General features: G+C 64.4%; 12 protein-coding genes. All 12 read left to right on the plus strand.

What is annotated here, in order from left to right; genetic code table 11:
• The first annotated feature begins 69 nt into the window (after positions 1-69).
• Positions 70-2,418, plus strand: coding sequence for a methyl-accepting chemotaxis protein (locus R3F42_05185; GenBank protein MEZ5541419.1), 2,349 nt, complete (start codon positions 70-72; stop codon positions 2,416-2,418).
• A 14-nt stretch (positions 2,419-2,432) separates the two neighbouring features.
• Complete coding sequence (locus tag R3F42_05190; protein ID MEZ5541420.1) at positions 2,433-2,579, plus strand: hypothetical protein; 147 nt, start codon at positions 2,433-2,435, stop codon at positions 2,577-2,579.
• 120 nt (positions 2,580-2,699) lie between these two features.
• Positions 2,700-5,396 (plus strand): methyl-accepting chemotaxis protein, encoded by a 2,697-nt coding sequence (locus R3F42_05195; protein ID MEZ5541421.1) that lies wholly within the window; start codon positions 2,700-2,702, stop codon positions 5,394-5,396.
• 28 nt (positions 5,397-5,424) lie between these two features.
• Positions 5,425-5,724 carry an STAS domain-containing protein gene (locus R3F42_05200; protein MEZ5541422.1) on the plus strand — a complete coding sequence of 100 codons (300 nt, stop codon included), beginning with the start codon at positions 5,425-5,427 and terminating at the stop codon, positions 5,722-5,724.
• 32 nt (positions 5,725-5,756) lie between these two features.
• On the plus strand, positions 5,757-6,314 hold the full coding sequence (locus tag R3F42_05205; protein ID MEZ5541423.1) for a hypothetical protein: 558 nt from the start codon (positions 5,757-5,759) through the stop codon (positions 6,312-6,314).
• A 154-nt stretch (positions 6,315-6,468) separates the two neighbouring features.
• A complete protein-coding gene (gene cheD / locus R3F42_05210; GenBank protein MEZ5541424.1) occupies positions 6,469-7,074 on the plus strand; it encodes a chemoreceptor glutamine deamidase CheD in 606 nt (201 codons plus the stop codon).
• 180 nt (positions 7,075-7,254) lie between these two features.
• Entirely contained in the window at positions 7,255-7,617 is a 363-nt protein-coding gene (locus R3F42_05215) for a response regulator (protein MEZ5541425.1), read from the plus strand.
• Positions 7,618-7,691: 74 nt separating this feature from the next.
• On the plus strand, positions 7,692-8,177 hold the full coding sequence (locus tag R3F42_05220) for a hypothetical protein (GenBank protein ID MEZ5541426.1): 486 nt from the start codon (positions 7,692-7,694) through the stop codon (positions 8,175-8,177).
• Positions 8,178-8,360: 183 nt separating this feature from the next.
• Complete coding sequence (locus tag R3F42_05225; protein MEZ5541427.1) at positions 8,361-8,753, plus strand: hypothetical protein; 393 nt, start codon at positions 8,361-8,363, stop codon at positions 8,751-8,753.
• A gap of 81 nt (positions 8,754-8,834) precedes the next feature.
• Positions 8,835-10,196 carry a TolC family protein gene (locus R3F42_05230; GenBank protein MEZ5541428.1) on the plus strand — a complete coding sequence of 454 codons (1,362 nt, stop codon included), beginning with the start codon at positions 8,835-8,837 and terminating at the stop codon, positions 10,194-10,196.
• Positions 10,193-11,497, plus strand: coding sequence for an efflux RND transporter periplasmic adaptor subunit (locus tag R3F42_05235; GenBank protein MEZ5541429.1), 1,305 nt, complete (start codon positions 10,193-10,195; stop codon positions 11,495-11,497). Before R3F42_05230 ends, R3F42_05235 begins: the two co-directional genes overlap by 4 nt.
• Complete coding sequence (locus tag R3F42_05240; GenBank protein MEZ5541430.1) at positions 11,478-14,615, plus strand: CusA/CzcA family heavy metal efflux RND transporter; 3,138 nt, start codon at positions 11,478-11,480, stop codon at positions 14,613-14,615. The genes R3F42_05235 and R3F42_05240 overlap by 20 nt, the downstream gene beginning before the upstream one ends.
• Positions 14,616-14,703 lie beyond the last annotated feature (88 nt).

Here is a 14,703-nt window from a genome sequence, read left to right on the forward strand (position 1 = left end):
GCGAGTGAAACGCGGGCCCGGACGGCGCGTACAGACAGGGAAGTGCAGTACTGTTCAGGAGGAACAGCGATGAAGAGAAATCTACCGGTTACGGACAATGAAGTTCACATGAAGGACGGCGAGTTCATTGTCTCGACGACGGATCTCAAAGGCATCATAACCAGCGTCAATCGAACCTTCGTCGAGATCAGCGGATTCACCGAGGCTGAGCTGCTGGGCAGGAACCACAACATCGTCAGGCATCCGGATATGCCGGCGGCGGCGTTCCAGAACCTGTGGGATACGGTCAAGGCGGACAAGCCCTGGTCGGGATACGTTAAGAATCGCTGTAAGAACGGTGATTTCTACTGGGTCAACGCCAATGTGACGCCGATCCGCGAGGGTGGGCGGACGACCGGCTACATGTCGGTGCGAACCCGGCCCGCGCGCGAGGAGATCGAGGCCGCCGCGGCGCTCTACCGGCAGATCAATACCGGGAAGGCAAAGCTGGCGCCATCTCCGGCTGCCAGGGTCGTCGGTTTCCTGAACAACTTCGGCATCATGAACTGGATGTACGGCTTTGCCGGCCTGGCGCTGGCGATGATGGGCTCCGGCCTGTACCTGGCCTGGGCGCAGACCCGCTTCGAGCTGATGGCCATGGCCTTTGCCGCAGCGGCATGCTCGGTGGTCGTCGGTGCCCACCTGCTGGGGCGACACCTGGTGCGACCGATCCGGACAGCCAGCCGCGCACTCGGCCAGATGGCGGAAAGTCACTTTTCCGACTGGGTGGCGACCGGGCGGGATGATGAGGCAGGTCTCATGCTGCAGAACCTCAAGTCCGCACAGATACGGCTGGGCTGCAACGTGAACGAGACGCATATCGTGGCCACCGAGGTCGGCCGCATCAAGCGGGCGCTCGATACCGCGGGCGCGAACGTGATGATAGCGGACCAGGATTACAACATCATCTACATCAACGATTCGCTCACCAAACTGTTGCGTCACTATGAAGCAGATATCCGCACGGTGCTGCCGGAGTTCAGCGTCGATTCGATCCAGGGCAGCAGCATGGATATTTTCCACAAGGATCCGGCGCACCAGCGTGCGCTGCTCGACGGCATGACGGCTACCGTCGAGGCGGAGGTCGAGATTGGTGATTGTCACATGCAAATATCCGCCAACCCGATCGTCGACGGCAGCGGCAGGCGCGTCGGCACCGTGGCCGAATGGCGTGACCGTTACCAGGAGGTGGTCGTCGGTAACGAGATGCAGGGTATCGTGCAGGCCGCGCAGCGCGGCGACCTCAGTCAGCGTATCGACGTCGCCGGCAAGGACGGCTTCATCCTGGGGCTGAGTGAAGGCATCAATAACCTGCTGCAGGTCAGCGAGCAGGTCATCAACGACACTGTCGGTGTGCTCGGCGCAATGTCGCGCGGCGATCTGACGCACACCATTACCACGGGATACCAGGGTACGTTCGGCCAGTTGAAGGACGATGCGAACGCGACGATCTCCAAGCTGACCGAGGTGCTCGGCGAGATCCGTGCAAGCGCGGACACGGTGCTGCATGTGTCACACGAGATTGCGCAGGGCAACAGCAATCTGAGTCAGCGCACCGAGGCGCAGGCCTCGAGCCTCGAGCAGACCGCATCGAGCATGGAAGAGATGACCTCCACGGTGCGGCAGAACGCGGAAAACGCGCGGCGGGCCAGCCAATTGGCAAGTGGCGCCCGCGATCAGGCCGAGCAGGGTGGCGGCGTGGTCGGCAATGCCGTCACGGCAATGGGTGAAATCACCGGCGCGTCGCGCAAGATCGCGGACATCATCGGCGTGATCGACGAGATCGCCTTCCAGACCAACCTGCTGGCACTGAACGCGGCGGTGGAGGCGGCGCGTGCGGGCGACCAGGGCCGCGGTTTCGCCGTGGTGGCGAGCGAGGTGCGTAACCTGGCGGGCCGCAGTGCGACGGCAGCGAAGGAGATCAAGGAGCTGATCGAGGACAGCGTGGTCAAGGTCGACGAGGGTTCGCAGCTCGTGAACGCCTCGGGCGAGATGCTGGGCGAGATCGTGCGCTCGGTGAAGGAAGTGAGTGACATCATCGCCGAAATAGCGGCGGCAAGCGAGGAGCAGTCGGATGGCATCGAGCAGGTGAACAAGGCGATCGCGCAAATGGACGAGATGACGCAGCAGAATGCGGCACTGGTCGAGGAGGCGGCGGCCGCCAGCGAGGCGATGGGTGAACAGGCGGAGAGCCTGAACAAGCTGGTGGGTTTCTTCCAGACCGGCGCTGCAGGCGCCGTGGCGAGTGAGCGTCGTGCTGCGGACCGGCCGTGGAGCCGGCCGCAGGCAGCGCCGGCAGTGCGGCGGCCGCTGCCGCGTCAGGCGACCGGGACCCATGGGGCAGTCGGTGCGGAGGGTGACGAATGGCAGGAATTCTAAGGCAGGATCCACCCGTGGACAACGCGGCTAGGGATCCGGTCGCGGCGCACAGCGGTGCGGACGACGCTGCGGTGCTGACGCGTCTTGATGAAGCACAGACCGTACCGGCAGTCGCAGCGACACTGGTTGAACTGCTGGCCGGAATGGCGGGGAGCCTGTGACATGAGCAGTGCCGGGCATGCCACGGCTTGGTGCGTGAACCGGTGTCGCGGTGCATGCGGCTGCGGGAGTGTATGGAGTGGGGGACGGTGATGCGGAGGCCGGGCAATCTGCTTGCGGGTATGTCCCTGCGCAGCAAGCTGCTGGGCAGCTTTGCCTTTGTCGTGCTGCTGATGGTCGCGCAGGGCATCAATTCGCTGGGCAAGCTCGCCGTGATCAACGGCAAGATCGAGAGTGTCGTGGGTGAGTTGCAACCCGCGCTGCTGACCGCGCGCAAGCTGTCGGAGGAGCTGAAGCAGGCTTCGGCAGCGCTCGGTTTCTATCTGTTGAGCAAGGAGGACATGCACAAAGATGCCTACCAGGCCGGGTTGCAGAAAATCGCGGGTACGGTTGCGAGTCTCGAACGGCTGCCGGTCATGCGCGCCCGGCAAGACAGTATGCAGCTGTTGCACGAAATCGGCGCCGAGCTGGAACGCTTCGCCAGTTACCGTGAGCGGCTGGTGGAACTGGTCGAGGTGGAAGGCAGGAATATACCGGCCATGGAATACGCCAGTCGCAACGTCAATCCGCTGGCCAGGGAGATTTCGCAGCTGTTGACCCAGATGATCCTCGATGAAGAGGATCAGGCGGCCACCGTCGAGCGCAAGCGGATCCTGGCGGATCTCAACAATCTGCGCTATGCATGGTCGAATCTCATGAACGAGATGCGGTTGTTCCTGGCATTCCGTGCGCCTGCGGCGCGGGAGAACATGGCGTTGTACCAGGGCAGCGTGCAGGGTCAGCTGATCAAGGTGCAGGCATGGGGGGAGGCGCTGTCATTCGAGCAGGCAGATGCGCTCGCGCAGGTCGAGGCAAGATTCGCCGACTTCGACAAACATCTGGATGCGCTCATCGGACTGCATGAGAGCGACAAATGGCGCATGGATGCATGGATGATCCGCAACCAGATCAACCCGATCCTGGATGCGATCAGCGGCCGGGTCGATGCACTGGTGGAGCAGCTGGAAGCGGCCGGACGGCAGTCCAACCGGGAAGTGCAGGCCATCTATCACAGCGAGCGCAACGTTGTCTTGCTCAGCAGCTTCGCCGCCCTTGGAGTCTCTTGCCTGCTGGGCTGGGCACTGATCAGGAATGTACTGCGGCAGCTGGGAGCGGATCCCAGTCGGCTTGAAGCCATTGCCGAGGGTATCGCGAGCGGCAATCTGGACAATGACAGGGAGCATGCCGGCAAAACAGTAACGGGGGTCTATTCCAGTATCCGGCTCATGCAGGACAACCTGCGCGGGATGCTCGCATCGGAGCGCGAAGCGGCGGCAGTCAATGCCCGCATCCGTGCGGCGCTCGACAACGTCAGCGGCAATGTGATCATCGTGAATCCCGAGCATCGGGTGATCTATATGAATGCAGCTGCCGCGGCGCTGCTGCGGGGTGCCGAGGCCGCCATCCGCCGCGAATTCCCGGAATTCCGCGCCGCCAACCTGGTCGGTAACCGCAGCGATCTGCTGAATGCTGACGGTGCCTCCTATCGCCGCCTGATCGATGGACTGACCACCAGCCATACGGAGGATATCGCCGTTGGCGGAATGTCGTTACGCCTTACCTACAATCCGGTGCGCGACGAACACGGTGGGCGCATGGGTACCGCGATAGAAATCGTGGATCGTACCCAGTCGGTCGCCACGGAGGAGGAGGTGCAGGCCGTGGTCGCCGCGGCGATGGCGGGTGATCTCGGCCGTCGCATATCGCTTGCAGGCAAGGACGGTTTCTTCGCGAGTCTGAGCGCCACGGTCAACAGTCTGGTCACGGTCAGCGAATGCGTCATTCAGGATACCGTCCGTGCGATCGGCGCCATGTCGCGCGGGGACCTGTCTGTCCGGATCGAGTCCGATTGCCGGGGTACCTTCGGCGAGCTGCGGGACAATACCAATACAAGTATCGACAGGATTACCGATATATTAGGCAGGATTAAGGACAGTGCGCAGCTGGTATCACGGGCTTCCAGGGAAATTGCGCATGGTAACAACAACCTGTCGCACCGTACCGAGGAGCAGGCCGCCACCCTGCAGCAGACGACGGCAAGCATGGATGTCATCACCCGGACGGTGAACCGGAATACGGCCAGCGCCCAGCAGGCCAGCCTGGTATCCAGCGAGGTCCGTACCCAGGCCGAAGCCAGCGGTGCCGTCTCGGCGCGGGCAATCGGCGCCATGTCCGACATCAGCGCTTCGAGCCAGGAAATGGCCGCCATCGTCGGTGTCATCGACGATATCGCTTTCCAGACGAACCTGTTGGCCCTCAATGCGGCGGTGGAGGCGGCGCGTGCCGGTGACCAGGGCCGCGGCTTTGCCGTGGTCGCCAGCGAGGTACGCAACCTGGCGGGCCGCAGTGCGAGCGCGGCACGTGAAATAAAGGAACTAATCGAGGACAGCGTGCGCCGGGTAGACGAGGGCGCCAGGCTGGTGGGCGAGGCCGGCGCCGCGCTCGACAGGATCATCGGCGCGGTGAAGCAGGTCGGTGACATCATCGACGATATCGCCGCAGGCAGCGGCGAGCAGGCCGAAAGCATCGCCAGTATCGGCCGGATGGTCGTCCAGATGGGCGAGATGACGCAGCAGAATGCCGCGTTGGTGGAACAGGCGGCCGCGGCCAGCGAGGTCATGGACGAGCAGGCGCAGAATCTGAATCTGCTGGTCGATTACTTCACGACCGCAGGGCAGGCCGCGCCGTCGTCACGGGAAGGATCCGGGTCGCAGACGCCGGAAGATCACGGGGTGGCCGGTGCCGCCGCTGCGAGCGGCTGGCGGCAGGCCGCCGGATAGGACATTCAAGGACGAACTGGAGACAGCCATGCAACATGAACCGGATACAGGCAGCGGTACTATCGTGCTGGACGAGAGTCTGTGCGTTGACGAGGCGGGCAAGTTCCATGCGCGGCTGCGTGCGATCAGTAGCGGACGGGACGTCACCCTGGACGGGTCCAGGGTGACGCTGATCGATACCTCCGGCCTGCAACTGTTGGCGGCATTGTCGCGGCAGGTGCGTGAGCAGGGTCACAGGCTGGTATGGGTTTCGCCCTCCAGCGTTCTCGTCAACACGGCGCGCTTGACCGGACTGTCGGCGTTGCTCGGGCTTGAGGTCGCCGGCTGAGTGCCACTGGCGCAGGTAACGATACGGGGCAGATGATGACCGAGAGCGGCAGACCGGCAGCATCCGGCACCACGATGCCAGCCGATGACACGCGTGAGACGGCACGGGTGCTGGAGATCGCGGCAGTCCAGATAGAAACGACGTTGCGAGAATCCGATATGGCGATCGAGGAGATGATCGGCGCGATCACGGCGATGGTTGCCGGCATCAAGGGTATGACGCAGCAGCTGGACCAGGACGAACACCGGGGCGTGACATGCCCCGCCGGGCCGTATCTCAGGGAAGCCTGCCAGCAGGCGGAGCAGAACATGCAAAAAGCGGTGGTGGCCTTCCAGTTCTATGACCGCCTGACGCAGCGTATCTCGCACGTGCGCGAGAACCTCGAATCGCTGGTCAAGGTGATCCGGTCGCCGTCACCGGAACACCCGAAGCTGTGGGAGCAGCTGCAGCAGCGCGCCCGTTCCGTCTATAGCCTGGAGCAGGAAAGGCAGATGTACAACGCACTAATCAGCGGGCTCTCGGCTGCCGATGTCATCGAGACCGATACTGGCGGCGGCCAGGACATCAAGTCCGATATCGAACTGTTCTGAAAACGATGCATAGGCAGTGGAAGAAACCAATGACGACCAGAATGACCGACAGATCGCGGGGTGATGCAGGCCGCTGTCACGATGGCGCGGCTGTCCGCGGGGAGCGCGCATAATGCGGGGATCCGGATCCATACGGCCGGGTGCCGGTCAGCGTATGCCAGCCACGCTGCCCGGCTTCGGGCATATCAAGCGCTACTGGGACAAGGCTACCAACCAACTGACGGCCCGCGTCCTGCCCGGTGAGTATTACGTTAGCACCCACGACGAGATGATCAGTACTGTCCTTGGCTCGTGCGTGTCCGCCTGCATTCGTGACCCGGTCGCCGCCGTCGGCGGCATGAATCATTTCATGTTGCCCAGCGGAACCGGTGTCGGCGCGACCGAGGGTAACAATGCGGCGACCCGCTATGGGGTCTTCGCCATGGAGCATCTCATCAACGATATCCTCAAGCACGGCGGCCGCCGTGGGCGGTTGGAAATCAAGCTGTTCGGCGGGGGCAAGGTGCTGGCGGCGATGACCGATGTCGGGAGCAGGAATATCGCTTTCGTGAAGGAGTTCCTGCATACAGAAATGCTGCGGGTGGTTGCCGAGGACCTGGGCGGGCCCTGGCCCCGGAAGGTGAATTACTTCCCGCTCAGTGGTCGTGTACTGATGAAACGCATGCAGAACAACCACACCACCGAACTGGCCAGGCAGGAGTACGAATACATGCATTCGCTCGAGGAACGGCCGGTCGTCGGCGATATCGACCTCTTCTAAGGCGCCCAACCGATGCGTGGTTGCCCGTCACTGCAGTATCCCGCGCAGCGGCCGATATGCTCCGGGCGGACGGATCACCAGCGCAGTGCCTCCGGGCACCGGCACGGCTTGTGCGCTGACCTGCAGGCCCGCTGAATGCCGCCGAACCAATGGATCTGGAGCTGACGCAAGGAGAGCGGAATGAACATCATGGTCGTTGACGACAGTCTGGCGATGCGGCTGATCGTAATGAAGACACTGCGCGAGGCCGGCTTCAACGGTCACGACTTCACTCAGGCGGAGGACGGCGCGAAGGCGCTGGCGGCGATCAAGTCGAGCGAGCCTGACCTGGTGCTGTGCGACTGGAACATGCCGAACATGACCGGTCCGGAACTGCTGCAGGCACTGAACGACGAAGGTATCAAGGTCAAGTTCGGCTTCGTCACCACCGAGGCAACGCCCGAGATGAAGAACAGGGCAACCGAGATGGGCGCCCGGTTTCTCATCGCCAAGCCCTTTACGCCGGATTCGTTCAAGGAAACGCTTACACCCTTCATCAAGTAGTTGCCGCAACACGGCGATTGCGTAACGCGGGGCGGTGAGCGCGCATAAGGATTATCAGCTTACAGGAGCCAGGCATGACAACCATTCATCACATACCCACCAAGGGCGAGCTGCGGCAGATGCTGACCATGCTGTACGGTGATCAGCTGGAGCTGGATGCCGGCAAGCCGGTGGCCGCCGACAACGGCAGCAAGAGCGTGGTTGCCGTCTACGTCAACGACGAAGACGCCCCGGTGACGGCCTGCGTCTGCGATCACAGCTTCGCGGCATTCGCCGGTTCCGCCCTGACCAAGATTCCGCGGGGCGGGGCGGAGGACGCCGCCAAGACAGGTGATTTCTCGGACATGATGCTGGGCAACCTGCGCGAGGTCATGAACATCTGCTCGCGACTGTTCATGTACAACACCAGTCCGCATCTCCGGCTCGATCAGGTCTACGCCAGCCCGGATACCGTACCCGAGGCGGTCCGTACCATGCTCGGTGCCAGCAAGGGCCGCGGTGATTTCAGCGTGTCCATTCCCGGCTACGGGGCGGGAGCGGTATCGTTCCTCTCCACCTGAGCCTACACTGTCCGCACGGCGGCGATTATCTCGAGCAATTCCAATGACCTGTCATGGGTCATGGTTCCCGCAGGCGGCGCGCGCAGTCGACCCAAGGGCGGAGCCAGGCATGCCGCGCCACCGCTTGCGCTGGGCATCGCCACCTTGCTGGACCGGCGCTGCAGGGTCTATGCTGACAGAAGAATGCGTACACGACTGGAACGATATCTGCTGATCCTGGTCTGCTGCGCGCTCGCAGTGGCGCCGCTGCAGCCCACATTCGCCCGCTTGCAGCCTGCCGCCGCGTCAGCGCTGCAGCATTGTCCGCACATGCAAGTCAACCTGCCGCGTGCTGACGAACAGCAGGCCGCGCTGGACAGCGACGGCGGCGTGCCGGCACGTGGCTGCAAAGGCGGCTGTGGGGGTGGCTGCTGCCACGGTGCCTGCCCGGCCTGCGCGCATGTCGTGCTCGCCTTGCCCGCGGCCGCTACGATTGCCACGATCCCCGCCGTGATGCCGCCGCCGCCTCAGCCGACGTTGGTCTGTAGCGGGCGTACGGTCAATCCGCCGTTCCGACCTCCCATCAATCTCTCCTGAGTCGAGCGACCACCCGGCACGCTGCTGCTCTGTCAGTTATGCGTGCCGTGTCTGTACGTCAGTCTCATCGGGAGATACCTCATGCCATGCATGCGCATACCTGCACTGCCGCCGGGCAGCCGGCACGTTGCTGGGAACAGCGGGTGCCGTAAGCGGCATATCTGCTGTACTACGGTCATCGCCGGCCTGTTGCTGATCGCCACGCCACTACCGGCGCCGGCGGCCGACGCGGCGGTGCCGGAATTGACGCTGGAAGCCGCAATCGCGCAGGCGGTCGCCGGCAACCCCGGTCTCGCCGCCATGCAGGCGCGTGCAGCGGCGATGGCCGCCATTCCCGCGCAAGCCGGGTCGCTGCCCGATCCCATGCTCAACCTGAATGCCATGAACCTGCCCACGGATACCTTTGCGCGTGACCAGGAACCGATGACCCAGCTGCAGGTCGGGATCGAGCAGGCACTGCCGTATCCCGGCAAACGCGAGCTGCGCCAGCGTGCCGCGACATTCGCTGCCGATGCGGCTGCCAGCAGCGCCGAGGAGGCAAGCCTGAATCTGGACCGCAAGGTGCGCGAGATCTGGTGGGAACTGTTCTACCAGGACCGGGCGCTGGAGATCGTGGCGCGCAACCGCGAACTCCTGCGCCAGTTCGTGGAGATCGCGCAGACCAAGTACAGCGTGGGCGAGGGTCTGCAGCAGGAGGTGCTGCTGGCACAGGTGGAACTGTCCAGGCTGCTGGATCGTCGCATCGCGCTGGCAGGGGAGCGGGCGCGGCAGGCCGCTCGCCTCAACGCCCTGCTGGATCGCGACATGGACGCCCCGGTGCTGCTGCCGGCGGCGGTGGAGGAGAGCCTGCCCGCGGTCCTGCCGGAGCAGGAACTCTACACCCGCATGGAGTCCGCCCGGCCACTGCTGGCGCAGCGGCGCGAGGAGGTCGAGGAGGCGCGCACGCGCCAGGATCTGGCCCGGCGCGACCGCTATCCCGATTTCAAGCTGGGTGCGGCCTACGGATTCAGGAACGGCACCAATCCCGATGGCAGCGCGCGCCCCGATTTCGCCTCAATCATGCTGGGCATGAGCCTGCCGCTCTATGCCGGCAGCAAACAGGACCGGGCGGTCGAGCAGCGTGCCAGCGAGTTCCTGCAGCAGCAGTATGCGTTGCAGGATGAACGGCTCAAGGTGCGGGCGGATATCGCCGCCGCCCTGGCCGATTACCGGCGCGCCAGCGAGCAGGTGCAGCTGTTTCGCACCGGCATCATTCCCCAGGCCCGCCAGTCGGTGGCATCGATGCTCGCCGGCTATCAGGTGAACAAGGTCGACTTCCTTAATCTCGTGCGTGCCCAGATCACGCTGTACGACTACGAGATCCAGTACTGGAAGTCGTTCATGGAAGCCAGGCAGGCGCTGGTGCGCCTGGCTGCCGCCGTCGGCGGGGAGGTGACCCTATGAACACGCAGGGGGTGGCAGGGGTACTGCTCGCGCTGGTCCTGGGCGCTGCCGGCGGTTATTGGTTCGCATTGCATTCCGGTGACCGGGACAGCGGCACCGCGGACGGGGCCAAACAGCCGCGCGCGGTGCTGTTCTACCGCAATCCGATGAACCCGGCAATCACCTCGCCAGTGCCGGCGCAGGACGAGATGGGCATGGACTACATTCCGGTCTACGCGGACAGTGCTGGCGCCGGTGCGGAACCGGCTGGCACGGTCACGATCGACCCGGTCGTCGAGCAGAACATCGGGGTGCGCACGGCAACGGTCGAGCGGCAGTCGCTCAGCCGGCGCATCCGCAGTGTGGGTCGCGTCGACTTCGACGAGGAGCGCCTCTCCAGCCTGCATCCCAAGACCGAAGGCTGGATCGAGGAACTCTACATCGACAAGACCGGCGAACAGATCGGCAGGGATGCCATCCTGCTCAGCATCTATTCGCCGCAGCTCGTCACCAGCCAGCAGGAATACCTGCTGGCACTGGACAGTCTCCATGCGCTGGGCGAGAGCCCCTACGACGAGATCCGCCATGGCGCGGAACAGCTGGTTGCCAGTGCACGCGAGCGGCTCGAGTTGCTCGACGTGCCGGAACATCAGATCCGCGAGCTGGAGCAGACGCGCGCGGCGAAGAAGAGTCTGCACATCCACTCGCCCTTCGACGGGGTGATCATGAACATCGGTGCACGCGAAGGTCAGTACGTGACCCCGTCGACCGAGCTCTACAAGATCGCCGACCTGTCCCGGATCTGGGTCATCGCGGACGTCTACGAAAACGAGGTGCCGTGGATCCGGGTCGGGGATCCGGCCGACATGAAGCTCGCCGCCATACCCGGCAAGGTCTTCAGCGGACGCGTGGGCTACATCTACCCCTATGCCGAGGTGAAGACGCGCACCATCAAGGTCCGCGTGGAATTCGACAACCCGGACCTGTTGCTCAAGCCCGACATGTTCGCCGACGTCACCATCCACGCGCAGCGCACGGTCGACGCCCTGGTTATACCGGTGGAGGCCGTGGTGCGTTCCGGTGAGCGCGAACAGGTCTTCGTGGTGCGGGCGCCCGGCAAGTTCGAGCCGCGCGCCGTGCACACGGGCGTGAGCTCGCGGGGGCTGGTGCAGGTGCTGGAGGGGCTGGAGGATGGCGAACAGGTGGTGACTTCCAGCCAGTTCCTGATCGATTCCGAATCCTCGCTGCGCGAGGCGGCGGCGAAAATGCTGGAACCGGCAGGTGTGCAGAAAGGCGGCGAGCATGATCACGCGCATCATTGACGCGTCGCTGCGTGACCGCTTCCAGGTCATCCTCGCCACGCTGATCATCGTGGGGGCAGGGGTCTGGGCGCTCCGGCACATTCCGCTCGATGCCATCCCGGACCTGTCGGACGTGCAGGTGATCGTCTTTACCGAGTATGCCGGTCAGGCGCCGCAGGTGGTAGAGGACCAGGTGACCTATCCGCTGACCACCGCCATGCTGGCGGTGCCGGGCGCCAAGGTCGTGCGCGGCTATTCCTTCTTCGGCTTCTCCTTCGTCTACATCATTTTCGAGGATGGCACCGATATGTACTGGGCGCGTTCACGCGTGCTCGAATATCTCAACTACGTACGCAGTCGCCTGCCGGCGGGCGTGATGCCGACGCTCGGACCGGATGCCACCGGCGTGGGCTGGATCTACGAATATGCCCTGGTCGACCGTTCCGGCCGGCATGACCTGGCCGAGCTGCGTTCACTCCAGGACTGGTACCTGCGCTATCCGCTGCAGACCGTGCCGGGCGTGGCCGAGGTCGCCTCCGTGGGCGGGTTCGTCAAGCAGTACCAGGTCGAGGTGGATCCGAACGTGCTGCTGGCCTACGACATTCCGCTCGCGAAGGTGAAGCAGGCCATCCAGCGCTCCAACCAGGACGTCGGCGGCCGCCTGGTGGAAATGGCCGAGACCGAGTACATGGTGCGCGGCCTGGGCTATATCCAGGGCATCGAGGATCTCAAGCAGGTGCCGGTCGGCGTGGATGCCAGGGGCACGCCGGTCCGGCTGGTGGACGTCGCCAACGTTCACCTCGGGCCGGAGCTGCGGCGCGGTGTGGTGGAACTCGACGGTGAGGGCGAGGTGGCCGGCGGCGTGGTGGTCATGCGCTACGGTGAAAACGCGCTCGCGACCATCGCGGGCGTGCGTGCGAAACTCGCGCAACTGGCGCAGGGCCTGCCGGCGGGCGTGGAGATCGTCACGGTCTATGACCGCGGCCATCTCATCGAGCGCGCAGTGCACAACCTCAGGCACAAGCTGATCGAGGAATCCGTCGTGGTGAGTCTGATCACCATGCTGTTTCTGCTACACGTGCGTTCCGCGCTGGTGGCGATCGTGTCACTGCCGGTCGGCATCCTCGTCGCGTTCGTCATCATGTACTGGCAGGGCATCAACGCCAACATCATGTCCCTGGGCGGGATCGCCATCGCCATCGGTGCCATGGTCGACGGCGCGATCGTCATGATCGAGAATGCCCACAAGCAGCTCGAGCGGTATGCACAGTCCGCGGGCGGCATGCTCGCACCGGGCGAGCGCTGGGCGGCGGTCGGTGCGGCCGCGCGGGAGGTCGGGCCGGCCCTGTTCTTCTCGCTGCTGATCATCACCGTGTCCTTCCTGCCCGTGTTCACCCTGCAGGCGCAGGAAGGGCGCCTGTTCACCCCGCTGGCCTTCACCAAGACCTGGGCGATGGCCGGCGCCGCGCTGCTGGCGATCACGCTGGTGCCGGTGCTGATGGGATATTTCATCCGCGGTAGGATCCGGCCCGAGGCCAGCAACCCCGTGAACCGCCTGCTGCACTGCCTGCATGCACCGCTGCTGGATCTCGCCCTGCGCCGGCGCGGGTTCATGCTGTCGTTTGCGCTGCTGCTGCTGGCGGCGAGCGTTTACCCCGTGCTGCGGCTGGGCAGCGAATTCATGCCCCCGCTGGACGAGGGCGACATCCTGTACATGCCTACCACCTATCCGGGGCTGTCGATTACCAAGGCGCGCGAGCTGTTGCAGCAGACCGACCGGATCCTGCGGACCTTTCCCGAGGTCAGCTCCGTGTTCGGCAAGGTCGGCCGTGCCGAGACGGCCACCGATCCGGCGCCGCTGTCCATGCTGGAGACCACGATCCGGCTGAAACCGAAACCGGAGTGGCCCGATCCGGGCAAGACCACGCGCGAACTCATGTCCGAGATGGATCGGGCAATCCGGTTCCCGGGGTTGGCCAATGCCTGGACCATGCCGATCAAGACCCGCATCGACATGCTGTCGACGGGGATCAAGACCCCGGTGGGCATCAAGGTGAGCGGGCCTGATCTCAAGGAGCTGGAACGCATTGCCGGTGACATCGAGCGCACCTTGCAGCAGCTGCCCGATACGCTCTCGGCCTTCGGCGACAAGGCTGCCGGCGGGTATTACCTCGATTTCGACATCCGGCGCGAGGACGCGGCGCGCTACGGCCTGACGATCGGCGACGTCCAGGATGTCATCCAGACCGCGATCGGCGGCATGAACATCACCTGGACGGTGGAAGGACTGGAACGTTATCCGGTGAATCTGCGCTACCCGCGCGACCTGCGCGACAGTCTCGACGAGCTCAGGCGCGCGCTGATCAGCACGCCGACCGGCACCCAGATCCCGCTGTCACTGGTGGCCGATCTGCACCTGCGCCGCGGGCCGCCCGCCATCAAGACCGAGAATGCCAGGCCCAATGCCTGGGTCTACGTCGATATCACCGGCGGGGACATCGGGGGTTACGTGGCGCGTGCCCGGCAGGCGGTCGCCGCCCATGTGGCGTTGCCGCCAGGCTACACCCTGGCCTGGTCCGGCCAGTACGAGTACATGGCGCGGGCCATGCAGCGCCTGCAGCTCGTCGTGCCGGTGACGCTGCTGATCATCTTCCTGCTGCTGTATTTCAACTTCCGCAACGTGACTGCGCCGCTGGTGGTGATGCTGTCGATCCCGCTCGGCCTGATCGGCGGCTTCTGGTTGGTCTACTGGCTCGGCTACAACCTTTCGGTGGCGGTGGCGGTGGGTTTCATCGCGTTGGCCGGCGTCGCCGCCGAGATCGGCGTGCTCGTGCTGACCTTCATCGATCACGAGGTCGCGCGGCTGCGCGCGGCACGCGACGGTGCGGCACTTGTGCCGGCCGACATCATGGAGGCCGTGCACCGCGGCACCGCGGAGCGGGTGCGCCCCATCGCCATGACCGCGACGGCGATCATCGGTGGCCTGCTCCCGATCATGTGGGGCAGCGGTACCGGTTCTGAGGTGATGCGGCGCATTGCCGCGCCCATGGTGGGCGGCATGGTGACGGTGACCATCCTTAGCCTGCTGGTGCTGCCGGTGGTGTATGCCCTGGTGCTGCAGTGGCGGGAACGCGCCTGATCCGCCACCGGATACGATGTCCGCCTGAGCGACTATAGTTGTAGGAGCAGGCCGTGTCCGCGATCGATCGTACAGCCTGTAAGGATTC

It is taken from the genome of Pseudomonadota bacterium, from assembly GCA_041395565.1.
In the GTDB taxonomy this organism is placed as follows: domain Bacteria; phylum Pseudomonadota; class Gammaproteobacteria; order UBA9214; family UBA9214; genus UBA9214.